Source organism: Halomonas sp. SCS19 (assembly GCF_040147015.1).
Lineage (GTDB): Bacteria > Pseudomonadota > Gammaproteobacteria > Pseudomonadales > Halomonadaceae > Halomonas > Halomonas litopenaei.
The window spans coordinates 647,506-669,632 of sequence record NZ_JAMSHN010000001.1 but is presented as its reverse complement, the minus strand read 5'-3'; the positions used below and the strand labels follow the sequence as shown (position 1 = coordinate 669,632).

At 65.6% G+C, this 22,127-nt stretch carries 18 protein-coding genes; 12 read left to right on the top strand and 6 right to left on the bottom strand.

The window, feature by feature from the left end; genetic code table 11:
• Positions 1–98 precede the first annotated feature (98 nt).
• Together NFH97_RS02685 and NFH97_RS02680 are read left to right on the top strand one after the other, a co-directional pair.
• Positions 99–1,511, top strand: a complete 1,413-nt coding sequence (locus NFH97_RS02685) for a sodium:solute symporter family protein (RefSeq protein ID WP_045991937.1) — start codon at positions 99–101, stop codon at positions 1,509–1,511.
• Between the two features lie 189 nt (positions 1,512–1,700).
• Complete coding sequence (locus tag NFH97_RS02680; RefSeq protein ID WP_349624394.1) at positions 1,701–2,990, top strand: NAD(P)/FAD-dependent oxidoreductase; 1,290 nt, start codon at positions 1,701–1,703, stop codon at positions 2,988–2,990.
• On the opposite strand, the gene NFH97_RS02675 is transcribed toward NFH97_RS02680, so the two are convergent.
• Both NFH97_RS02675 and NFH97_RS02670 read right to left on the bottom strand, forming a co-directional pair.
• Complete coding sequence (locus tag NFH97_RS02675) at positions 2,987–4,723, bottom strand: cobaltochelatase CobT-related protein (RefSeq protein WP_349624393.1); 1,737 nt, start codon at positions 4,721–4,723, stop codon at positions 2,987–2,989. The genes NFH97_RS02680 and NFH97_RS02675 overlap by 4 nt on opposite strands.
• Entirely contained in the window at positions 4,720–5,769 is a 1,050-nt protein-coding gene (locus NFH97_RS02670; RefSeq protein ID WP_349624392.1) for an AAA family ATPase, read from the bottom strand. The genes NFH97_RS02675 and NFH97_RS02670 overlap by 4 nt, the downstream gene beginning before the upstream one ends.
• Before the next feature lie 213 nt (positions 5,770–5,982).
• On the opposite strand from NFH97_RS02670, the gene thiO reads away from it, so the two are divergent.
• The 3 genes from thiO (at position 5,983) to NFH97_RS02655 (ending at position 9,169) form a co-directional block, all read left to right on the top strand.
• Positions 5,983–7,173 carry a glycine oxidase ThiO gene (gene thiO, locus NFH97_RS02665; RefSeq protein ID WP_349624391.1) on the top strand — a complete coding sequence of 397 codons (1,191 nt, stop codon included), beginning with the start codon at positions 5,983–5,985 and terminating at the stop codon, positions 7,171–7,173.
• Between the two features lie 121 nt (positions 7,174–7,294).
• Entirely contained in the window at positions 7,295–7,687 is a 393-nt protein-coding gene (locus NFH97_RS02660) for a nuclear transport factor 2 family protein (protein WP_045991941.1), read from the top strand.
• Positions 7,688–7,720: 33 nt separating this feature from the next.
• Positions 7,721–9,169, top strand: coding sequence for an NAD(P)/FAD-dependent oxidoreductase (locus tag NFH97_RS02655; protein WP_349624390.1), 1,449 nt, complete (start codon positions 7,721–7,723; stop codon positions 9,167–9,169).
• Between the two features lie 102 nt (positions 9,170–9,271).
• Here NFH97_RS02655 and NFH97_RS02650 read toward each other — a convergent pair whose 3' ends face one another.
• Positions 9,272–10,174: a LysR family transcriptional regulator gene (locus tag NFH97_RS02650; protein WP_045991943.1), complete on the bottom strand. Its 903-nt coding sequence runs from the start codon at positions 10,172–10,174 to the stop codon at positions 9,272–9,274.
• 117 nt (positions 10,175–10,291) lie between these two features.
• On the opposite strand from NFH97_RS02650, the gene NFH97_RS02645 reads away from it, so the two are divergent.
• Genes NFH97_RS02645 through NFH97_RS02635 form a run of 3 tightly spaced genes read left to right on the top strand, consistent with a single transcriptional unit; the run spans position 10,292 to position 14,395 of the window.
• Positions 10,292–11,806 carry a sodium/glutamate symporter gene (locus NFH97_RS02645; protein WP_349624389.1) on the top strand — a complete coding sequence of 505 codons (1,515 nt, stop codon included), beginning with the start codon at positions 10,292–10,294 and terminating at the stop codon, positions 11,804–11,806.
• Positions 11,806–13,425 (top strand): amidohydrolase, encoded by a 1,620-nt coding sequence (locus NFH97_RS02640; protein WP_349624388.1) that lies wholly within the window; start codon positions 11,806–11,808, stop codon positions 13,423–13,425. Before NFH97_RS02645 ends, NFH97_RS02640 begins: the two co-directional genes overlap by 1 nt.
• On the top strand, positions 13,415–14,395 hold the full coding sequence (locus tag NFH97_RS02635) for a CobW family GTP-binding protein (RefSeq protein ID WP_349624387.1): 981 nt from the start codon (positions 13,415–13,417) through the stop codon (positions 14,393–14,395). The genes NFH97_RS02640 and NFH97_RS02635 overlap by 11 nt, the downstream gene beginning before the upstream one ends.
• Before the next feature lie 17 nt (positions 14,396–14,412).
• Here NFH97_RS02635 and pdxR read toward each other — a convergent pair whose 3' ends face one another.
• Complete coding sequence (pdxR, locus tag NFH97_RS02630; protein WP_349624386.1) at positions 14,413–15,906, bottom strand: MocR-like pyridoxine biosynthesis transcription factor PdxR; 1,494 nt, start codon at positions 15,904–15,906, stop codon at positions 14,413–14,415.
• A gap of 288 nt (positions 15,907–16,194) precedes the next feature.
• On the opposite strand from pdxR, the gene NFH97_RS02625 reads away from it, so the two are divergent.
• The 4 genes from NFH97_RS02625 (at position 16,195) to NFH97_RS02610 (ending at position 19,867) form a co-directional block, all read left to right on the top strand.
• Complete coding sequence (locus NFH97_RS02625) at positions 16,195–17,283, top strand: TRAP transporter substrate-binding protein (protein ID WP_253555674.1); 1,089 nt, start codon at positions 16,195–16,197, stop codon at positions 17,281–17,283.
• 122 nt (positions 17,284–17,405) lie between these two features.
• Positions 17,406–17,957, top strand: coding sequence for a TRAP transporter small permease (locus tag NFH97_RS02620; RefSeq protein ID WP_349624385.1), 552 nt, complete (start codon positions 17,406–17,408; stop codon positions 17,955–17,957).
• A gap of 3 nt (positions 17,958–17,960) precedes the next feature.
• On the top strand, positions 17,961–19,301 hold the full coding sequence (locus NFH97_RS02615; protein WP_108131566.1) for a TRAP transporter large permease: 1,341 nt from the start codon (positions 17,961–17,963) through the stop codon (positions 19,299–19,301).
• 83 nt (positions 19,302–19,384) lie between these two features.
• Positions 19,385–19,867: a universal stress protein gene (locus tag NFH97_RS02610; RefSeq protein ID WP_045991948.1), complete on the top strand. Its 483-nt coding sequence runs from the start codon at positions 19,385–19,387 to the stop codon at positions 19,865–19,867.
• Between the two features lie 107 nt (positions 19,868–19,974).
• Here NFH97_RS02610 and NFH97_RS02605 read toward each other — a convergent pair whose 3' ends face one another.
• Positions 19,975–20,748, bottom strand: coding sequence for an IclR family transcriptional regulator (locus NFH97_RS02605; RefSeq protein WP_045991949.1), 774 nt, complete (start codon positions 20,746–20,748; stop codon positions 19,975–19,977).
• 95 nt (positions 20,749–20,843) lie between these two features.
• Complete coding sequence (locus tag NFH97_RS02600; protein WP_349624384.1) at positions 20,844–22,121, bottom strand: TRAP transporter large permease; 1,278 nt, start codon at positions 22,119–22,121, stop codon at positions 20,844–20,846.
• Between the last annotated feature and the right edge of the window lie 6 nt (positions 22,122–22,127).

The following is a 22,127-nucleotide window of genomic DNA, read 5'->3' as shown; positions in this document are numbered from 1 at the left end:
AATTGTATTTATGGTTTCATAGTTATCTCAAAGTTGTCTTTATGGCAATGGCGGTCGATGCTGAAACCACCCCCAACAACCATAACGAGGGTAGTTCCATGAATCCCATCGACCTCGGCGGTCTGCTTCTGTATTTCGCGATACTGATCTACATCGGCTATCGCAGCGCCAAGAAGGTCTCCGGCAGCGCGGACTTTGCGGTGGCCGGCAACAAGATCATCTGGCCGGTGCTGTTCGCCACCCTGGCGGCTTCCTTCCTCGGCGGCGGCGCCTCCATGGGGCGTGCCGGCAAGTCCTTCGACGAAGGCTACGCCTTCATGGTCGCCGCCTCGGCCTTTCCCCTGGCCACGGTACTGGCGGGTCTGTTCATCGCCCCCCGGCTCAAGCGCTACGTCAACGCCCAGACCGTAGGCGACATCATGGCGCAGCACTTCGGTGCCAGCGCGCGACTGTTCACCGGCATCTTCTCGCTGGTGTTCTGCATCGGCATCCTCGGCGCCCAGGCCCTGGCGGTAGGCACCGTGTTCCACGCCATCCTCGGTATCGAGGTCTCCACCGGCATCCTGATCGGCATGGCGGTGGTGCTGTTGTATTCCACCGTGGGTGGCATGTGGGCGGTGATCCAGACCGACGTGGTGCAGTTTCTGATGCTGGCGGTGTTCCTGCCGGTGACCATGCTGATCGGCATCCATGACCTGGGCGGCCCCCAGGCGCTGGTGGAGCGGTTGCCCGAGGGCCACTTCAGCCTGATGGGCGACTATTCGGTGGGCATGTTCCTGTCGATCTTCATCGCCTTTCTGCTCGGCGAGACCCTGGTGCCGCCCTACACCCAGCGCGCTCTGTCGGCCCCTGACTCGCGCCACGCCCGCATCGGCTATTCGGTGGCCGGCGGCTTCGGCTTCCTGTTCTATCTGGTCAGCGCCACCATCGGGCTGGTCGCGCTGGTGCTCTATCCGACCATCTCGCCCGACCAGGCGATGCCGACCCTGATCCGCGACGCCCTGCCGGTGGGCATCACCGGACTGGTGCTGGCCTCGCTCCTGGCCGTGGTGATGTCCACCGCCGACTCCTACCTCAACTCGGCGGCGGTGATCTTCGTCGGTGACATCTACAAGCCCTTTATCGAGCCTGACGTCAGCGAGAAGAAGCGGCTGTGGATCGAGCGACTGGTCAACCTGCTGATTGGCCTCGGCGCGGTGGTCTTCGCCCTCTACGCCACCTCGATCATCGATGCGCTGCTGCTCAGCTACGCGCTGTGGGCGCCGACCATTCTGCTGCCCTTCGTGTTCGCGGTGCTGTTCGATCTGCGCTGCACCCGCTCGGCGGTCGCCGCCATGCTCGCCGGCGCCCTGGTGACCATCCTGTGGAAGTGGGGCCCGTTCGACCTGCAGGCAGCGACCGGTCTGACCGCGCTGATCGCCGGCGTCATTGCCAATGTGCTGGTGTTTGTACTGGTCTACCGACTGTTCCGCTCGGTCCCCGACGCCCCTGTCACCGCCAAGGCTCAGTGAAGGAGATTCCCATGACTCTGTACGCTCTTGCTCTGTATACCGTCAGTGCCGTCAGCATCCTCACCGCGGTGGGGGTGGGTATCGCCTCTTGGCGCTTCTACCGCGACAACTGAACCCCACGATATTGCCCACAAGACGCGGCTGGCCCCAAGCACGGGCCGGCCGCCCTCGTCCAACAGGAGACAGTGCATGAATACCATCGCCGTCGTGGGTGCCGGCATCGTCGGGCTGGCCGTGGCGCGTTCGCTGGCGGGACGTGGCCACCGGGTACAGCTTTTTGACCCGGGCCCGCCGGGGGAGGGCACCTCCTTCGGCAACGCCGGCCTGATCGCCAACTACGCCACCTCGCCCATGGCCAGTATCGATACCTTGAGGCAACTGCCTGGAGAGCTGTGTCGGCGTGACGCCTCGCTGTCGGTTGACCCTCGCTATCTGGCCCGCCTGGCGGGCTTTGGCCCGCGCTTTCTCAAGGCGGCGACGCCGTCGCGTTTCGCCCGCCACAAGTCGGATCTGATGGCGCTGATTCAGGATGCGGTCAAGGCTCAGCACGCGTTGCTTGAGTCGCTTGAAGCGCCGAATTTGTACGCCGACACTGGCTGTCTGCAACTCGCCCGCGAAGGCGACCCGCTGGCCGCGACCCTGGAGGCGTCGGCCCGTGCCAAGCGGACCGATGGGGTGGCCTGTGAGGTGCTTACGGCGCAGGAGGTGCGCGATCTGGAACCCGCGATCCATCCCGCGGATCTCGTCGGCGGCCTGTACTTCCCCGAGACGCGCCACCTCAAGGATTCCCTGGCGGTGAGCCGAGCCCTGTGGAAGCGACTAGCAGGCGAGGGCGTGGTGCAGCATGGTACCCGCATCAGGGGGCTGGTGCCGCTGGCCGCGGGGGGCTGGCGCCTGATCGGCGAGAATGGCGAGAACGGTGAGAATGGCGAGAATGGTGAGCACGGCGAGAACGGCGAGTCCCGTGAGTACCAGGCCGACCAGGTCGTGCTGTGCGCGGGCATCGCCAATGATGCCCTGCTCAAGTCGCTCGGGGTGTCGCTGCCGGTGGTGAGTGAGCGCGGTTACCATGTGCGGCTTGAAACGCCGCTTTCGCTGTCGCGCCCGGTGGGCTGGCTGGCCCGCCACTTCTATGCCACCCCCATGCATGGCGGCGTTCGCCTGGCCGGCACCACCGAGTTTACCGCTCCTGACCGCGCCGCCGACGAGCGCCGCTGGGAAAGGCTCAAGGGCTGGGGGGAAGCGCTGTTCGGACGGCCCCTGAGCCTGGCAGAGCGCTGGATGGGAGTGCGCCATTCGACACCGGACGGCCTGCCGGTAGTGGGGCAGGTGACGGGCAGAGCAGGGCTCTTTGTGGCCTACGGCCACGGCCACCTGGGGCTGACCCAGTCCGCCCATACCGGTGAATTGATCGCGGCCATGATCCACGGTGAAGTCCTGCCTGACTACGTCGCCAGCCTGTCCCCTGCCCGGTTCTAGTAGCGACGCCTCGACAACATCAGCTCCACCACTTCGTCGAGCAGGGCGTTGTCGAGGGTCTGGTCCAGGGCGATGACCCGGTGGCGGGCGTAGTAGGGACTCAGGTCCAGGCCGACGCCGAGGCCGATGATATCGATGGGGCCGGGGCGACGGCCGTTGCCACCGCCGAAGGTCGCGACCACCGAGCGCAGGTGGTTGTCGAGGTAGTGGCGGTCGTTGGCCAGGTTGGTGGCGCTGTCCGAGGGGCTGCCGTCGGAGATCACCACCAGCAGGCGGCGATTGACGTCTGCCGCCATCAGGCGCTGGCAGGCCCACTCGACCGCTTCACCGTCTATCCCTTCCTTGTACAGGTCGGCCTTGAGCAGGGCGGCGAAGCGCTTTCGCGCGCGTCGCCACGGCTGCTGGGCGTCCTTGAAGATCAGATGGCGCGCCTCGTTAAGCCGTCCCGGCGTGGCGGGGCGCCCGGCCTTGAGCCAGTCGCGCTGGGCTCGGCCGCCGTTCCAGGCGGCGGTGGTGAAGCCCAGCACCTCGCTGTCGACGCCGGCCATGTCCAGCGCCCGGGTCAACAGCTCGACCAGCATGGCGATGGACTCGCCGTGGGCCTTCATCGAGCCGGAGCAGTCGATCAGCAGGGTCACCTGGGCGTCGCTGACCGGACGGTAGCGCTCGCGCCGAAAGACGCGCCGCTCCTGAGGGGAGGAGACGATCTGGGACAGCCGGCGGCCGTCGATGACGCCGCTTTCCTCGCCGTCCTGCCAGCCATCGCGATCGGCCACCGACAGGTGGCGGCGAAACTGACGGGCCAGACGACGCACATTGACCTTCTGGGCGTGCAGGCGCTCGTCCAGGCGCGCCCGATACTCTTCCAACTGGGCCTGACGCACCAGGCTGTCGGCCTCGCGCTCGCTGTCGTAGGCGGTGGTGAAGGCGCGATAACGATGGGCGCCGTCGGCCAGGGTGCGGCTCTGGCCGGTGGCGGCCAGGGGCACCTCGTCGTCGAGCTCGTCCTCGCTGTCGAGCAGCAGTGCCAGCGCCCGGCGTGGGTCCTTGGCTTCGTCCTCGCGCTCGCTCTGGGGCTCGTAACCTTCGAGCTGGGCACTGATCCAGTCGGCGATGTCGCGGGCGTGACGCTGGAATCCTTGCTGGTCGTGGCGCTCGCGCCGCAGTCCCGCCAGGGCGTGGCCCAGCGCCGGTACGATATTGGCGCGGGTCGCTTCCAGCAAGTCCTCGAATTCCTCGAGCATGGGCGCCGCCATCAGCCGTGACCGGCTGATCTGGATCACGCAGAACAGCAACAGGCCCAGCGCGCTCTCGGTGAGCTGGGCGTGGTGATAGTCCAGCGACCAGCGCTCGAAGCGTGCTTTCAGGTTGCGCGCCATGCCTGGGGCTGGCCCGTCCATCAGGGCCTCGACCCGACACTGCTCGAGCCAGTCGTAGATCAGTCGCGGCTCGGGTTCCTCGGGGCGCAGGCGCTGGTGCAGCCGGTCGTCGCTGAAGCGCTGGCGCAATGCCAGGGCGTCGCTGACGGCGCGATAGTCGGCGAGTGACAGGCAGTCCTCGGCGAGCTTGAGGTGAGGCGCGCGCAGGGCCACCCGGGACGCCCCTCGGTAGAGCCTGCGACCGGCGTAGAACCAGTCGTGCTCACCGGTATGGGCGCGCAGCACGGCGGCCTCCAACTCCTCCAGGTACTGCTGGCGGGCGAGCGCCAGCGCCGCCTCGCCCGCTGCGCTCATGGCGCCTCCCCGGCGTCTTCTTTCTTGTCCAGTGAGTCCCTGGCCTGTGAATCGCCGTCTGACGACACACTGGCCACTGACTCGCTGAGTTCGGCATCGAAGCAGCGCTGGTAGAACTCGGCGACCAGGGGCCGTTCGTGCTCGTCGCACTTGTTGAGAAACGATAGCCGGAAGGCCAGCGCCGGGTCGCGGAAGATCTCGCAGTTCTCGGCCCAGGTGATGACGGTACGCGGCGACATCAGCGTCGACAGGTCGCCGTTGGCGAAGCCCTTACGGGTCAGTTCGGCCACCGCCACCATGGCGTCGATGTGGCGTCGGCCACGTTCGTTGTCCTTGCTCGGCACCCGGGCAAGCACGATCTTCACTTCTTCGTCGCGGGGCAGGTAGTCGAGCTTGGCGACGATGTTCCAGCGGTCCACCTGGGCGTGGTTGAGCAGTTGGGTGCCCTGGTAGAGGCCGTCCTGGTTGCCCAGTCCCACGGTATTGGCGGTGGCGAACAGGCGAAACATTGGATGCGGGCTGATGACCCGATTCTGGTCGACCAGGGTGAACTGGCCGTCGCGCTCCAGAATGCGCTGGATCACGAACATCACGTCGGGACGCCCGGCGTCGTACTCGTCGAAGATCAGCGCCACCGGGCGCTGCAGCGACCAGGGCACGATGCCTTCCTGAAACTCGGTGACCTGGACCCCGTCGCGAATGACGATGGCGTCCTTGCCGACCAGGTCGAGGCGGCTGATATGGCCGTCCAGGTTGACCCTGACGCAGGGCCAGTTGAGGCGGGCGGCCACCTGCTCGATATGGGTCGACTTGCCGGTGCCGTGCAGGCCCTGAACCATCACCCGACGGTTGCGGGTGAAGCCGGCCAGGATCGCCAGGGTCACGTCGGGATTGAAGCGATAGGCGTCATCGATGGCCGGCACATGGTCGTCGCGCGTCTCGAACACCGGGACTTGGAGGTCGGAGTCGATGCCGAAGATTTCCCGGGCGCTGTGCCAACGCTGGGCGGGGAGGGCGTCGTCGAGCAGGGGTGAGGCGTCGGCCATGGTCGTCAATCCTGAAACGCGGTGGAAAGGTGTGTCGTCACTATAGACCTGTTTTAAAAAATAACGCAAATTGTATCGAAAAATGAGATTTGATTGATCTTGTGTCGCTGCGACGATTGGCCTTTGGCGGTGATAACAGCGGTGATAACGGTGGTGGCAGCGGTCGCGATAGCGGCGCTGAATTGACATGGGCAGACGAGCGAGGAGGCGAGCATGAGCGACGTAGTGGTGGTGGGCGGCGGGGTCATCGGCCTGATGAGTGCCTGGCAGTTGGCCGAGGCGGGGCTTTCGGTGACCCTGGTGGAGCGCGGGCGCTGCGCCCGGGAGGCCTCCTGGGCCGGTGGCGGTATCGTCTCGCCACTCTACCCCTGGCGCTACAGCGCCCCGGTGTCGGCGTTGTCGGCACTATCGGAAGAGGTCTATCCGCGGCTCTGCGATGAACTCAGGGAGACCACCGGCGTCGACCCTCAGTTCAGCCGGCACGGGCTTCTGTACCTGGCGGTGGAAGATGCCGACGCGGCGCGTCGCTGGGCCAGGCGTCATGCCAAGCCACTCGAGGACATCGACGCCGACGCCATCCGCAGGATGGAGCCGGCGTTGGCCGACACCCATTGGGTCCGCCAGGGCCAGGGCGGACTGTGGATGCCGACCCTGGGTAGTCTGCGCAATCCGCGCCTGGGCCGTGCCCTGCGTGCGCGGCTCGAGCGGCATCCGGGGGTCGAGCTGCGCGAGGGCTGTGAGGTGACCGGCTTCAAGGTCGTGGCCGGGCAGATCCAGGGCGTCGACACTGCCACCGGCGTGCTCACCGCGTCCAGGGTGCTGGTATGCGGCGGCGCCTGGAGCGGTGCCCTGCTCAAGCACCTCGGGGTCGGCATGGCGGTGGCACCGGTCAAGGGCCAGATGATGGTCCTGCGGCCGGCTCCCGGCACGCCGCGGCCGCTGTCGCGGGTGGTGCTGGCCGATGGGCGCTACCTGATTCCACGGCGTGATGGCCGCATCCTGGTGGGGTCCACCCTTGAGCATCAAGGCTTCGACAAGCGCACCACCAGCGAGGCCCGGGTGTCGCTGTATCGCAGGGCCGTGCGCCTGCTGCCGGCGCTCGCCCGGGCGTCGATCGAGCACCACTGGGCGGGCCTGCGTCCCGGCTCCCCCGGGGGGATTCCCTTTATCGGTGAGGTGCCGGGATGTCGTGGACTCCACGTCAATGCCGGGCACTTTCGCAACGGCCTGGTGCTGGCGCCGGCGGCGGCGCGGCTGGGCGTCGAGCTGATGCTGGGGCGCACCCCTTGCGTGGAACCAGCCCCCTATCGCATCCAGCGCGAAGAGCCGGCGGGCCCTTTCTCTACCGCTGGCTCGACGTCCGTGTCGGGGCTGGCCCAATCGACGGCGGGCAACTGGTGCTAAGTGGCAGACGACCGGCCCCTATAGGCTCAAGGTGAGTCGAGGCGCGCTGCGCCTCGCCACCACTTTGCCGACACAGCGTGAGCGACATCCCCTCTCGCTGCCAATAACAAGGAGTCTCACCATGAGCCAGCCCGACGCCCAGTTTCTCGCCGACTTCGCCGACGCCCTCAACCGCCACGATATCGATGCGGTGATGTCGATGATGACCGACGACTGCGAATTTCATGCAGTCGCAGGTCCCGACCTGCTCGGCAAGACCTTTCGTGGTCAGCAGGAGGTTCGCGCCGGGCTGCGTGCCGCCTGGGAAAACGCGCCGGACGCCCAATGGCTAGACGGCGTGCATCAGGTCGTGGGAGATCGCGGCTACAGCGAAAGCACCTATAGCGGCACCACCGCCGATGGCATGCGCTCCGAGGCGCGGATGATCGACGCCTTCACCTTCCGTGACGGCAAGATCGCGGTGAAGAACGCCTACCGCAAGCAGCGCCCCGCCACGCCGGTCAACAACGGCTGAGCGACCTCGGATACCTGACTCGGGAGCTTCGACATGCTGGATCTACAGACCCCGCTGGCCGCTTCGTCGGACGATGCCGCCCGGGCCACTCCGGCCCAGGCCCCCTATGATCCCGCCTATGATCCGTTGACCGCCAGGCAGGTCGGTACCGGCTGTGACTATGCGCCGACCTACTGGATCGCCACCGCCGGCGAGCCCCCGGCCGACGATGGCCCGATCGTGGCGGACACCGACACCGATGTGGTGATCATCGGCTCCGGGTTCACCGGTCTTACGGCGGCGATCTTTCTGGCCGAGCGCTACGGCATCAAGGCCACGGTGCTCGAGGCCAACCGCGTCAGCTGGGGATGCAGCACCCGCAATGGCGGCCAGGCCCAGTGCGCCTCGGGGCGGCTCAAGCGGTCTCAGTGGATCCAGCGCTATGGCCTCGATACCGCGCTCAAGTTGCACCGCGAGTGTGTCGAGGGCATGCAGACCTTCAAGTCGCTGATCGCCGATATCGACTGCGACCCGCAGCCCGGCGGGCACCTGTATATCGCCCACAAGGATAGGGTGATGCCGAGCCTGGAGAAGGAGGCGCGGCTTCTGCGCGAGACCTTCGACTACGACGCTCGCATCATCGACGGCGACACCGTCAAGCGAGAGTGGGTGGGCGACAGCGAGGCGGCCGGCGCCATGCACGAGCCCGAGGGCATCGGTATCCACGCCGCCAAGCTGGCCTTCGGCTACCATCGCAAGGCGCGCGCTCTGGGGGTGAAGATCCACCCGGCGAGCCCGGTGCTGGGCTGGGAGACCCATGGCGACGTGCACCATCTGCGCACGCCAGGTGGCGTGGTCAAGGCGCGGGCGGTGGGCATGGCCACCGGCGGCTACGTCACCGGCCAGCTGAGCCCCCACCTCAAGAACCGGTTGCTGCCGATTCTGTCGAACTCCATGGTCACTCGGCCGCTGACTGAGGCCGAGATCGAGACCACCGGTTTCCGCACCCGACAGGTGCTGACCGACACCCGAATCCTGCGCCACTACTATCGGCTGCTGCCGGACAACCGCGTGCAGATCGGCAGTCGCAGCGCCATCAGCGGCCGCGATGCCCCCAGGGAGCGCTACGCGGCGGTGCTCCGGGGCGATCTGGAGCGCAAGTTCCCGGCGCTCGCCGGCATCGAGATCGACTACTCCTGGTGGGGCTGGGTCGACGTCAGCCACGACATGATGCCGCGCATCCATCAGCCGGATCCGAAGGAGAGCGTCTACTACGCCCTGGGCTATGGCGGCAACGGGGTGATGTACTCGGCCCAGGCCGGCAAGCGCCTGGCCCAGTGGATCGCCGGGGAGGGCAGGTCGCTGGATCTGCCGATCTTCACCTCGAAGCTGCCCTTTCCCAACCTGCGCGAGCGTATCGAGTCGGAGGCCTTCGCCCCCTTCCGCCGATTCGGCCAGCGCTTCCTCTATCGCTACTACTACTTCAAGGATGAGGTGCTCTGAACCTGATCGGTCCCGTTCTGGATATGGGTAACCCTCACGACGATGCCGCGACCTTGGGGTCGCGGCTTTTCAATGTCTATGGTGCTGCGGCGGGTGCTGCGGCTACTTCACTTCCTCCGGTGGCAGCATCTTGTCGAGGCGGTCGAGAAACGCCTGCTGAACCGCTGTCACGCCGTCTTCCCGCCAGGCCACCTCGGTGACCAGGCACTCCTTTACCCCCTCCAGCGGCAGCAGGGTGACGCCCTTGCGCACATAGTTGGTGGCGCACTCCAGGTGCACGGTGACGCCGAAGTCGCAGGCGACAAAGGCAAACATGGTCTCGCTGTTGAAGGTCTCCTGGGCGACATGGGGTTCGAAGCCCGCCTGCCGACAGATCTGCTCGAGCATCTGGCGAAAGTGGAGCCACATGCTGCGGGCGCCAAGAATGAACGGCTCCCGGGCCAACTCCTCCAGCCGGATGCTCTTGCGCCCGGCCAACGGGTGGTTGTCACCGACCGCGGCGATAAAGCGATCTCGCTGGATGGGACGGGAACGCAGCCCCGGGGTCAGCACCGGGCCGGTAACGAAGCCGAAGTCCAGGCGTCCCTCGGTCAACTCGTCAAGCTGCTGGGCGGTGGAGCCGAAGCTCAGGTCGAAATGGATGTCCGGATTCTGGCGGCGAAAGTCGTCCAATAGTGCCGGCAACTCACCGGTGATGGCGAAGTCGGTGTAGCCGATGGCCAGCCGGCCCAGTTCTCCACGGCCCGCTCGCTGGGTCTTGAGCACCGCATCATCGACCTGGCGCAGTATCTGGCGGCTCTCCTCGAGCATGATGCGTCCCGGATCGGTGAGGCGGACCTGACGATTGTTGCGCACGAACAGCGCTTCACCGATGGCGTCCTCGAGCTGAGCGATGGTGCGGCTCAGCGCCGGCTGGGCGACGTTGAGACGCTCGGCGGCGCGGCGAAAGTGCAGGCTGTCGGCTACGGCGACAAAGGCGTAAAGGTGGCGAAGCTCAATGCGCATTGATGCCTCACAGGTATCAAGTGAACGTTAAATGATATTATACGCGCAACGATGGCGTGCCTAGGCTGGAAGTGTTCGCTTCACTTCCAACAACGACAACGTCGAGGTGACTCCATCATGCAAGACTCCTTTCACGGGGTGATCGCCTTCGCGCTGCTTGCCCTCATGCTGTGGGTCGGCAGCCAGCTGCGAAGCCGGCTGAGCTGGCTTCGGGCCTCGCTGGTGCCGGCCAGCATCGTCGGCGGCCTGATCGGTTTTCTGGCGCTTTCGCTGGATCTGCTGCCGGGCTACTCACCCGCCGACTTCACCGCTCTGACCTTTCATTTCTTCACCCTGAGCTTCATGTCGCTGTGCCTTACCGGGGGTGGTCGCCAGGACGCGCCCGGTGGTGGCGGCAGTATCGTACGCGGCGGGCTCTGGCTGACGCTTGCCTGGAGCATCAGCCTGGGCATGCAAGGTGCCATCGGCTTCCTGGTGGTGACCGGCTACGACGCCGTGACCGGCAGCGACGTCAGCGGATTTCTGGGAGCCATCGTGACCCACGGCTTTACCCAGGGGCCGGGCCAGGCGCTGACCTACGGCACCATCTGGGAGACCGAGTACGGCATCGCCAATGCCGCCCAGGTGGGGCTGATCTATGCCTCACTGGGATTCTTGATGGCGTTTGCCCTGGGCGTGCCCCTGGCCCGGCGCTACCTGACCAAGGGGTTGAACGCCAATCGCGCCTCGCGCCTGGATGACAACTTTCGCCTGGGCTTCTTTACCCGGGCGGGCGACGACGAGGGCAACCAGCAGGCTCCCGGGATGGGGCGCATGGTGTCGCACCCGGGCAATCTGGATTCGCTGGCCTACCATCTGGGCCTGCTTGCCATCGCCTACGTGATCACCCACCTGTGGCTGACCTTCGTGCAGGGCATCATCGGCAATGCCTCGCCGTTCGGCATCAACGTCGGGGTGCTCTTCAGCCACAACCTGTTCTTTCTGCACGGGCTGGGTGTCTGCGTGCTGATGCGCATGGTGATCGATCGGCTCGGGCTTTCCCACCGTGTCGATGACGAGACGCTCAAGCGGATCACCGGCAGCGCGGTGGACTTCATGGTGGTGGGGACCCTCATGAGCATCCAGTTCGCGGTGCTCTACGCGCTGCTGGCGCCGATCCTGCTGGTGACCGTGACGGTGACGATCGCCACCCTGGTGGGCTGTCTGTTGATCGGGCGGTTGAGCGGCAATCTGGGACCAGAGCGTACCGTGACCTCCTTTGGCTGCTGCTGCGGCTCCACCGGTACCGGGCTCTTGCTGTTGCGGATGATGGACGCCGACTTTTCCACCTCGGTGCCCAAGGAGCTGGCCTTCTTCAATCTGGCCATCGTGGTGGTCAACCTGCACATCCTGATGATCTTCGCTCCTATCGTGCCGTCGCTGACGCCGGCGATCTATCTGCTGGTGTTCGGCGGCACCGCCATCGCCCTGATCGCCTGCATCCCGCTGATGCTGATGTGGGGGCGGCACGGCAGAGCCTCATCGCCCTCGTCGGGCTGGGCCGAGGGTGTTCCCACACAAGGCCATGCCGCCGCCCAGTCAGACTCAGCCTCCGCGTCCTCGCCCACCATCAACAAGGGAGCTGCCTCCTGATGAGCATCACCGTCTATCCCGCTCGACGCATCCTGACCATGAATCCGTCCCAGCCCGAGGCGACCCATGTCGCGGTGCAGGGAGATCGCATCCTGGCGGTGGGGGATGCGCAAGCGATGCCAATCGACGCCCGCATCGATGATCGCTTTGCCGACAAGGTGATCCTGCCGGGTTTCGTCGAAGGCCACAGCCACGCCCTGGAAGGCGCCATGTGGGACTACCTCTATCTCGGGTATTTCAGCCGGGTCGATGCCGAGGGCAAGGAGTGGCCGGGGCTGAAGAGCGTCGCCGAGATGCAGGCACGGCTGCGCCAGCATGCAGATAGCCTGCCGCCGGGCGAGCCGCTGGTCGCCTGGGGCTTTGATCCGGTCTACTTTCCCGGCCAGCGCCTGAATCGCCACCAGCTCGACGAGGCGGTGGGAGATCGACCGCTGGTGGTGCTGCACGCAAGCCTGCACGTGATGACCGTCAATTCGGCCATGCTGGCACTGTCCGGCATCAGCGAGGGGCCGCGGGTCGAGGGCATCATGCTCGACGAGGACGGCCAGCCCAATGGCGAGCTCCAGGAAATGGCCGCCATGTTCGTGGTGTTCGATGCCCTTGGCAGGAATCTGTTCGAGGCGGTGGCGTCACCCGAGGTGCTCAGGCGCTACGGCGCCATCGCGGCGGCCAAGGGCGTCACCACCATCACCGATCTGTACAACCCCTTGAGCGATGACGCCATCGCTTCGATGGTCGAGGTGACCCGGGAGGCCGATTTTCCGGTGCGCCTGGTGCCGGCCATGGGGGTGCTGACGTGGTCGGCCGAGGAGGGCATCGCGCGGCTCCAGGCGGCGATGGCCCACAGCCATGAGCGGCTGGTGTTTGGCCCGGCCAAGCTGATGACCGACGGCTCGATCCAGGGCTATACCGCGCGGCTGAAGTGGCCCCACTACCATGACGGTCATCCCAACGGGCTGTGGAACGCCGAGCCAGAGGGACTGGTGGCGCTGGTGCACGCCTACCACCAGGCGGGGCTTCAACTGCACATTCACACCAACGGTGACGAGGCCGTGGAGTTGATGCTGGACGCCCTGGAGGAGGCGCTGACCCTGTGGCCGCGCTTCGATCACCGCCATACCCTGCAGCACTGCCAGATCATCGACCATGCCCAGCTACGTCGCGCCGCCCGTCTTGGACTGTGCCTGAACATGTTCGCCAATCATCTCTACTACTGGGGTGATGTGCACCTGGAACGCACCCTGGGACCGACGCGCTGCCAGCGCCTGGAGCCGCTGGCCTCGGCCCGCCGACTGGGCATCGTCACCGCCATCCACAGCGATGCGCCGGTGACCCCGCTGGGGCCGCTGTTCACCGCCTGGTGTGCGGTCAACCGGCAGAGCGCCAGTGGCCAGACGCTGGGCCACCACGAGGCGGTGAGCGTGGAAGATGCACTGGAAATGATCACCCTGGGCGCTGCCATCACGCTGGGTATGGACGACCGTGTGGGTAGCCTGGACGTCGGCAAGTTTGCCGATATGGCGGTACTGGATGACGATCCATTGCAAGTTTCAGCACAGGATCTGCGACACATCCGGGTACACGCCACGGTGTCGGGAGGACAGGTGCATGAGGTGTGATGATCGGGTGCCGGTGACGGTGATCGCAGGTTTCCTGGGTGCGGGCAAGACCAGTTATCTCAACCGTCGGCTGGCGTCGGGGGATATCGAGGATGCTCTGATTCTGGTCAACGACGTCGGCGAGGTGAACGTCGATGTGGCGGCGATCGACTACCGCGACGATCGCGTGCTGTCGCTGTCCAACGGCTGCGTCTGCTGCACCCTGGGGGGCACCCTGGCCGAGCAGCTGTCCCAGGCGCTGCGACTCAAGGCCAGGCCCACGGAAATTCTGATCGAGGCCAGCGGCGTGGCCAATCCTCAGCGGATCGCCGATATCGCCAGGCTGGCGCCGGGGCTTGAACTTGCCGATATCGTGGTTCTGGTGGATGCGAGCCAGGCTGGCCGTCTGGCGCTGGACGCCCAGGTGGGGGAGCTATGGCGCGCCCAGGTGCACGCCGCCCATCGTCTGCTGGTCAATCGTCTGCCTCAAGAGGACAGCGCGCGCGACCAGCTGCTCGGATGGCTGGGACAGCTCGCCCCAGGTGCGGCGGTGGCGACAGAGCCGGTCCAGGTGGCTCCCGCGTCGTCCAGGACGACGTCCTCTGGCCCGGCCTTTTGGCAGGGAAATGGCACCAAGCCATCGGCGGAGCCGTTCGCCGAGCGTGCCCGACACTCGGGGCTGACCGATGCCACCCTGCATCTTCGCCACCCCCTGGTGGCCGAGGAGCTGCAAGCGCTGCTCGAGCGCTACCGCGACTGCCTGTTTCGCGCCAAGGGTTTTGTACGCTGTCGGCTGGCGGACGGGGAAGAGTGGCGAAGTCTGCAGTTGAGCGGACAGCGCCTCGCCTGGCAGAGCCACGGGCCGCCCGCCACCGGCGCCGTGCTGGTGTGCATCGGTCGTCGGGGCGAACGCTTTACCCGGTTGATGGAGGAGCTTGCGCAGCTCGACAGTGAGGCCGGTACGGCATCGATGGCACCGATCGGGCGCTAGTCCAGCGCCTCCCGGATTCAGTTGGTGCGACGTGCCTGGGGCAGCAGGGCCGCCAGGCGTTCGATTCCGCGCTCGATGCGGGTCTCGTCGATGGCCGAGAAGCCGAGCCTCAGGGTGGGGCGATGCGCCGGGGTCAGGAAGTGCACCTCGCCGTTCTCGATCAGGATGCTGTGCTCCTCGGCCAGCCGCTTCAGCAGTGCCACGTCGGTCTCGGCGGGGGCCTCCAGCCAGAAGCAGGAGCCGCCGAAGGTCGAACGGATACGCAGCTCGGGCAGGTGGGATGCGAGGGCGTCACGCATCAACAGCCAGCGGCGCTGGTAGGTCTGGCGAATCTGGCGCAGCAGGGCGTCGTGGTAGCCGCGGTCGAGAAACAGCGCCACGCTGCGCTGGTTGTTGGTGGCAGGGTGGCGCAGCATCAGCCGGCGCAGGGCGCGCGCCTCGGCGATAAAGGCGGGGGGCGCCACCATGTAGCCGAGCCGAAGGCCCGGCGCCAGGGTCTTGGACAGGCTGCCCACGTAGATCACCCGGCCATCGCTATCGAGACTCTTGAGTGCCGGCGTCGGGTTGTCGACGAAGTTGGTCTCGCTCTCGTAGTCGTCTTCGATGACCAGATAGTTGTTGGCGCTGGCGCTGTCGAGCAGGTCGCGGCGGCGCTGCATCGGCAGGGTCACGCCGGTGGGCGACTGGTGGCTCGGGGTGACGTAGGCCAGGTGGCAATCGGCCAGGCGCTGGTCGATCATCAGGCCCTGGTCGTCCACGTCCACCGCGACGATATCGTCGGTGAAGGTGCGGGCGATATTGACCATGTCGACGTAGCCAGGGTTCTCCATGGCGAAGCGTCGACCCGCCCCCAGGATCAGCATGGCGGTGATCCATAGCGCCTGCTGGGCGCCCACGGTGATCAGGATCTCCTCCGGTCGGGCCCAGACGCCACGGCGGGGCAGCAGTCGCTGGTGGATCTGTTCGATCAGCAGCGGGTCGTCTTCGCTCAGGTGGTCTGCCGACCAGCGGCGGATGGCCGGCACGCTGACCGAGTCGCGGCTGCACTCCCGCCAGTGCTGGGTGGGAAACAGGTTGGGATCGATCTGGCCGTAGAGGAAGGGGTAGTCATAGTCGAGCCAGTTGGCCGGCTTGACGATGGTCGGCTGGCGCGAGGGTCGCATCGTCAACAGCTCGTCCCAGGGCGTCGCTGTGCCGGAGTGGGAGGTGGCGCTGGCGGCTGGGGGGCCGATGTCGGCCGGGGGCGTGACGCGTCCGGCGAGGATATCCGGATTGACGAAGTAGCCGCTGCGCTCCCGGGCGACCAGGTAGCCGTCGTCCAGCAGTTGCTCGTAGGCGATCATCACCGTGTTGCGGGCCACACCCAGCTCCTTGGCGAGCTTGCGGCTCGAAGGCAGCGCCTCACCGGTGGGCAGGTGCCCCTCGAGGATGGCGTGGGCGATCTGCTCGCGAAGCTGGCACTGAAGGCTTTCCTGACGCTTTGCGTCGAGTCGAAACAGGGGGGCGCTCATACCGACGACGGGTTCCCGGATGGTGGTTGTTGGACGAGTTCCGGCGTGGCCCAGGCCTGGCGGCCACGCCCGCCTACGATCTTACAGCGTCGACGTCTTGTCGAGGGCTCGCGGGTGCCTGGCCCAATCGATGTGGGGCCACTGGTCCTATGGCGTCGATGCTCGACGGGGGAGAGTGAGTCACATGGCGGGTCGGACCTGACCGCGCTCGCCAGCCAATGACGATCAAGATGTGACACCCGCAACAAGATTCCGCTTTAAGCGGCACAACAATGATGGGAGTTCCGCATGCACACCAAGTCCCCTTTCCTCCGTACCACGCCCCCGCGCAACATGACTCCTGCGGCCATCGGCGCTGCCGCCTCGACCCGGCGCCTCGGCCCACGCCCGCTGGTGGCGGCGGTCGCCCTGGCGCTGCTGGGCGCCGCTGGCTCGGCCCAGGCTGCGACCTGGAAGATGGCGCTGGGCGACGCCGCCGGTGGCACCCAGCACGAGATGGGACAGACCTTCGCCAAGTTGATCGAGGAAAAGTCCGGCGGCGACGTCAGCGTGGACCTGTTTCCCAACGGCCAGCTGGGCAGTGAGCAGGACACCGTCAACAACGCCAGCATGGGCCTGCTCGACCTGTCGGTACTGGCGATCAACAACATCACGCCGTTCTCGCCCACGGTCGGGGTGATGACGCTGCCCTACGTGATCCAGAGTCCCGAGGACGCCCGCACCCTGACCCAGGGCGAGATCGGCCAGGAGATGGTCGACAACACCATCCGTGACGCCGGCGTGCGGATACTGGGCTGGGCCTACTCCGGCTGTCGCCGTCTGACCAACTCGGCGAGGCCGGTGGCGAGCCCCGAGGATCTGGATGGCCTGGTCATCCGGGTGCCCAAGAACGAGATCATGATCTCCGCCTACCAGTCCTGGGGCGTCAATCCCAACCCGCTGGCCTGGTCGGAAACCTTTACCGCCCTGCAGCAGGGCGTCGTCGACGGCCAGGACAACCCCTACATCACCATCGACGCGATGAAGTTCTACGAGGTCCAGGATCACGTCACCGACAGCTGTTATGTGTTCTCCATGGAGCCGTTGATCATGGGTGAAGGCATGTTCCAGAGCCTGTCCGAGGAGCAGCAGCAGTGGGTGCTGGAGGCCGCTCAGGAGGCCACCGACCACAGCTACGAGTATCTGCTGGCCCAGGAAGACGCGATCAAGACCCGGCTGGTGGAAGAGCACGGCATGGAGATCACCGAGCCCGCCGACGGCGAGCAGGCGTGGATCGAACAGGCCACCGCCATCTGGCCCGACTTCTACGACAGCATCGGCGGCAAGGCCAAGCTCGACGAGGCGCTCGCCGCGCTGGGACGTGAGCCAGCTCCCTGATCTGTCACGACGTCGCTATCGTCTTGAATCCTCCCGGCGCCTGACTCCAGGCGCCATGAATCATGGCACCGCCGAACGTCTGCCATTGGACGCCAGGTGGTGCCTGCTCAGAGGTCGTCGTGATGAATCGTCTATGGAAGCTCGTGGACAACCTCGAGAACTGGCTGTGCCAGCTGTTGCTGGTGACCTTCGTGACGCTGCTGTTTGCCCAGATCATGCTGCGCAACCTGTTCAGCTATTCGCTGCCCTGGGCCGATGAGCTGGCTACCTACGCCTTCGTCTGGTTCGCCTACCTGGGGGCGGTCTACGCCGCCAAGAAGTCGGCCCACAACCGCGTCACCTTCCAGTTCCGTTTCTTCCCGCGCTGGGTGGAGCTGGCCTGCGGTGCGCTGACCGATCTGATCTGGATCGCCTTCAACCTGGTCTTCATCTGGCTCAGTTACGACTTCGTGTTCAACAAGATGAATACCTTCTGGAAGTCCCAGACCCTGGGCATCCCGATGAAGGTGTTCTACCTGATCCTGCCGCTGGCCTTCGTGCTGATGACCCTGCGCATCCTGCAGAACAACTACCTGCGCTTCGTCAAGCATCGCGAGCCCGTCGATCCCGAGGCCGAGGCCATCGCCGAGGCCAAGTCCTCGACGCTGTCGTCATCCAACGAGAAGGGAGACTGATCCATGGAGACGACCATCATCTACGTGCTGTTCGGCGTGTTCTTTCTGCTGCTGGTGCTGGGCGCGCCGATCACGGTGTCGCTGGGGGTGGCCGCGCTTGCCACCTATCTGTCGCTGGGGGAGAACCCCATGGCCTTCGTGCAGATCGCCTTCACCTCGGTGGGGTCCTTTCCGCTGATGGCGCTGCCGGCCTTTATTCTCGCCGGGGCCTTGATGGAAGCCGCCGGCATCTCGCGACGCCTGGTGGATATCGCCGAGGCCTTCGCAGGGCCGGTGACCGGCGGTCTCGCCGCCGCGACGGTGTTCGCCTGCATGTTCTTCGGCGCGATTTCAGGCTCAGGGCCCGCCACCACCGCGGCGGTGGGCATGCTGATGATCCCGGCCATGGCCAACCGCGGCTATGATCGCGGCTATGGCTCTGCCATCACGGCGTCCTCCGGTGGCCTCGGCGTGGTGATTCCACCGTCCATTCCCATGGTCATCTTTGGTATCTCGGGGATGGGGCTGCAGCCACCGGCGGAGGCCGTGGCCGCACACGGCGCCTTCCAGACGCTGTCGATTCCGAAGCTGTTCATCGCCGGCATCCTGCCCGGCATGGTGATCGCTGGCTGCCTGTTGACCGTCAACTACATCATCTCGCGCCGGCGCGGTTACAGCGGGCTGAGCGACAGCTGGTCCTGGGACACCATCGCCAGGAGCCTGAAGCGTGGCGTGTGGTCGATCCTGGCGCCGCTGATCATCCTCGGCGGTATCTACAGCGGCCTGTTCACGCCTACCGAGTCGGCCATCGTGGCCATCGCCTACACCCTGATCGTCGGTATCTTCCTGCACCGCGAGCTCAAGTGGAAGCCTACGCTCAAGACCCTGGAGACCACCACCTGGATCACCGGGCGGGTGCTGTTGATTCTGTTCACCGCCACGGTATTCGGCCGCTTGCTGGTCGAACAGCGGGTGCCGGCGGTGATCGCCGAGGGCATGCTGGGACTGACCGATAACCTGTACTTGATCTGGGCCATGGTTATCGCATTTCTGCTTTTTGTCGGCATGTTCATGGAAACCCTGGCGGCTATCATGATCCTGACGCCGGTATTGCTGCCGATCATGTACATGCTGGGCATGGACCCGGTGCACGTCGGTATCGTCGTCGTCTGTGCCCTGGCCATCGGCTTCCAGACGCCGCCCTTGGGGGAGAACCTGTTCGTGGCCTCGGGCATTGGCGGCGCCTCCATCGAGGAGATATCGATCAAGGCGCTGCCGTTTGCCGCAAGCTCGGTGTTCGCGCTGTTCGTTATTGCATACTTTCCGGAAATATCGCTGTGGCTACCCCGTATGCTGGGGTATTGATTACGCATCATCAGCGCACCGCAAAAAAGGCCGGGTGTCTCCGCATGTCGCGGCGACCCGGCCTCTCGCCAAGGAGTCACGCCATGCCTGTTTCGATCTCGCGTCTTCTCTGTTGCCTGGGGCTGAAGGACGATTGCCGCCAGGTGCTTGCCCACACCCTGACGCTGGCCAAGGCCACCGGGGCCGAGGTTCACGTACTGCATGCGGTCAAGTCGTTGTCCGATGACGTCATGCATACCCTCAAGGCCAACATCGGTGAACGCGCCACCCTGGATGGCTTGATGGAGCAGCGCCTGCGTCTGGCGCGAGAGCGTCTGGACGAATTTGTCGAAGCCTTCTGGCAAGAGCACGAAGCGAACCTGCCTGGGCGCGAGGTGGTGGCCGCCAAGTCGGTGCTGGAGGGGTACCCGGCATCGGAAATTACCCGCTACGCCGTGCGCCATGACTGCGACATGATCATCATGGCCACCAACAAGCGCGGCTTCGCCTCGTCCTATGCAGGCCGGGTGACCAAGGGCGTGATCAAGCGTGCCAGTGTGCCGGTGGTGGTGGTGCCACCGATGTAGCCACGAAGAACGTCAGTCTGGCTGGCCGAGCGTGTCCTGACCCGATCGGTCAGTCAGCGTACCTTGGCAATGCGTTCATGCGTTCATGCGTTCATGCGTTCGTATGCTCAGTGGTCGAAGGTATCCTGCAGCTGCCCGGCGATACGCCGCATCAAGGGCGCCCACTCCATCAGCGAGTCGATGCTGTGGCGCAGCCGGGGCGCGTGGATCGCCAGCGTCGCCTGGATGCGCCCGGTCTGGTCGTACACCGGCACGGCGATGGCCACCATGCCCTGGATGAACTCCTCGTTGTCGGTGCTCAGCTCCTTTTCGGCGATGTCCGCCAGGCGTCGCTCCAGCTCGTCTGCTTCGGTGGCGGTGTAGGGGGTATAGGCCTCCAGCGGCAGGTGCTTGAGCAGCTGGCGGCGCTGGGCCGGCCCCATCAGCGCCAGAAACATCTTGCCGCTGGCGGTGCAGTGCAGCGGAAGACGCGAGCCCGGCGGCAGCTGTATGCGTACCGGCCAGTTGGTCTCCACCCGTTCGTAGTAGAGCACCTCGTGACCTTCCAGCAGGGTCAGGTTGCAGGTTTCGTTGACCTCTTCGGCCAGGCGCTTGAGCAGCATACGGCGCGGCGCCTTGAGGCTTTCGTTGGCGAGCACGCCCATGGCCATACGGTGCAGTCGTTCGCCGGGAAGCAGATGCCGTCCTTCCACGTCGCGCACGATCAGATCCTGCTCCTCGAGCTGCTTGAGCAGGCGATGCAGGGTGGGCTTGGGAATGTCGAGCTGACGCTCCAGGTCCGAGGCGCTGACGCCGTGGATCGAGGTGGCGATGGTTTCCAGCAGTACCAGGCCTCGTTGCAGCGTCGAATTGGTCGTGGTCCGAGTGCTTGCTGTAGACATACGCGATCCTTGACGACGGAAAATGGTGGCAGGCACTCATGATAACGCGGCAAGCCCGGTGAGGCTTGCCGCGTGCTCCTGCTTGCCTGTCGGTGTTACAGGTTCACCAGCATCAGTGACAGCGCCGGCCACATCGAGATCGCGATCCAGCAACTGATCAGCGCGATGAAGTAGGGGATGACGAACTTCACCAGGCGCAGGTAGGGGATCCCGGTGATGCTCGAGGCCACGTAGAGGTTGAGGCCGAAGGGCGGGGTGACGAAGCCGATGGCGGCACCGACCAGGAAGATCACCGCGAAGTGGATCGGGTCGACCCCGGCGTTCTGGGCGATGGGCGCCAGGATCGGTGCCAGGATGATGGTGACCGGCAGGCTCTCGAGGATCATCCCGGCCAGCAGGATCATCAGCATGCAGGCCCCCAGGATCACGTAGTAGTTGCCCAGACCGCTGAGCAGGTCCTGCAGCGCCTGGCCCGCGCCCAGCACCGACAGCAGTTGCTGCATCACCACCGAGATCGCGATCAACGGCGCCAGCATGCCGGCGATCTGGCCCGAGCGCAGCATGATCGAGGGCAGCGCGGTGAAGCGAATCTCGCGGGTGATCAGTAGCCCCGCGATCAGGGTGAAGCCCACGGTGATGGCGGCGGCCTCGGTGGGCGAGAACTTGCCCGAGTAGATGCCGTAGATCACCACCCCGATGGTAGCGAAGCCGAGATAAGCGCGCCTGGCGAAGCGTGCGCTTTCACCGGCCTTGAACGAAATCAGGGTACCCCAGCCGTGACGTCGCGCCACCAGGTGACAGGCCGCCATCATGCCGAACACCATCATCGCTCCGGGGATCATGCCAGCGATGAACAGGTCGCTGATCGACAGGTTCATCATGAAGCCGTAGACGATAAAGATGATCGACGGCGGGATGATGATGCCGACCGTTCCGCCGGAGGCGGCGGTGGCGGCGGAAAAGCGCTCGTCGTAGCCGTTCTTGACCATCTCCGGCTGCATGATCGAGCCGATGGTGGCGGTGGTGCCGGCGTTGGACCCGGAGATCGCCGCGAACAGGCCGCAGGCGCCAAGGGTAGCCATGCCCATGCCGCCACGCAGCCAGCCCAGTACCGAATAGGCGAAGTCGGACAGTCGCTTGGCGATGCCGGCGGCGTTGATCAAGTCGCCGGTCAGGATGAACAGCGGCAGGGCCAGCAGGCCGAAGAAGCTCAGGCCCTGGAACAGGGTGACCCCGATATTGGCCAGGGTGAAGTCGATGATCAGGCTGGTGCCGACCACCCACAGGCCGATCACCAGGAAGATCGGTACCCCCAGCAGAAAGATGGTGGTGCAGCCCGCGGTGACCAGGCCGATAAGCATGCCGTCGGTCATGACGTC

Coding starts and splice junctions, on each gene's coding strand:
- NFH97_RS02655 (WP_349624390.1), top strand. CDS start 7,721: ATGCTGGATCTACAGACCCCGCTGGCCGCTTCGTCGGACGATGCCGCC.
- NFH97_RS02640 (WP_349624388.1), top strand. CDS start 11,806: ATGAGCATCACCGTCTATCCCGCTCGACGCATCCTGACCATGAATCCG.
- NFH97_RS02615 (WP_108131566.1), top strand. CDS start 17,961: ATGGAGACGACCATCATCTACGTGCTGTTCGGCGTGTTCTTTCTGCTG.
- NFH97_RS02660 (WP_045991941.1), top strand. CDS start 7,295: ATGAGCCAGCCCGACGCCCAGTTTCTCGCCGACTTCGCCGACGCCCTC.
- NFH97_RS02685 (WP_045991937.1), top strand. CDS start 99: ATGAATCCCATCGACCTCGGCGGTCTGCTTCTGTATTTCGCGATACTG.
- NFH97_RS02600 (WP_349624384.1), bottom strand. CDS start 22,121: ATGACCGACGGCATGCTTATCGGCCTGGTCACCGCGGGCTGCACCACC.
- NFH97_RS02635 (WP_349624387.1), top strand. CDS start 13,415: ATGAGGTGTGATGATCGGGTGCCGGTGACGGTGATCGCAGGTTTCCTG.
- NFH97_RS02650 (WP_045991943.1), bottom strand. CDS start 10,174: ATGCGCATTGAGCTTCGCCACCTTTACGCCTTTGTCGCCGTAGCCGAC.
- NFH97_RS02610 (WP_045991948.1), top strand. CDS start 19,385: ATGCCTGTTTCGATCTCGCGTCTTCTCTGTTGCCTGGGGCTGAAGGAC.
- NFH97_RS02680 (WP_349624394.1), top strand. CDS start 1,701: ATGAATACCATCGCCGTCGTGGGTGCCGGCATCGTCGGGCTGGCCGTG.
- NFH97_RS02625 (WP_253555674.1), top strand. CDS start 16,195: ATGCACACCAAGTCCCCTTTCCTCCGTACCACGCCCCCGCGCAACATG.
- NFH97_RS02605 (WP_045991949.1), bottom strand. CDS start 20,748: ATGTCTACAGCAAGCACTCGGACCACGACCAATTCGACGCTGCAACGA.
- thiO (WP_349624391.1), top strand. CDS start 5,983: ATGAGCGACGTAGTGGTGGTGGGCGGCGGGGTCATCGGCCTGATGAGT.
- NFH97_RS02675 (WP_349624393.1), bottom strand. CDS start 4,723: ATGAGCGCAGCGGGCGAGGCGGCGCTGGCGCTCGCCCGCCAGCAGTAC.
- pdxR (WP_349624386.1), bottom strand. CDS start 15,906: ATGAGCGCCCCCCTGTTTCGACTCGACGCAAAGCGTCAGGAAAGCCTT.
- NFH97_RS02670 (WP_349624392.1), bottom strand. CDS start 5,769: ATGGCCGACGCCTCACCCCTGCTCGACGACGCCCTCCCCGCCCAGCGT.
- NFH97_RS02645 (WP_349624389.1), top strand. CDS start 10,292: ATGCAAGACTCCTTTCACGGGGTGATCGCCTTCGCGCTGCTTGCCCTC.
- NFH97_RS02620 (WP_349624385.1), top strand. CDS start 17,406: ATGAATCGTCTATGGAAGCTCGTGGACAACCTCGAGAACTGGCTGTGC.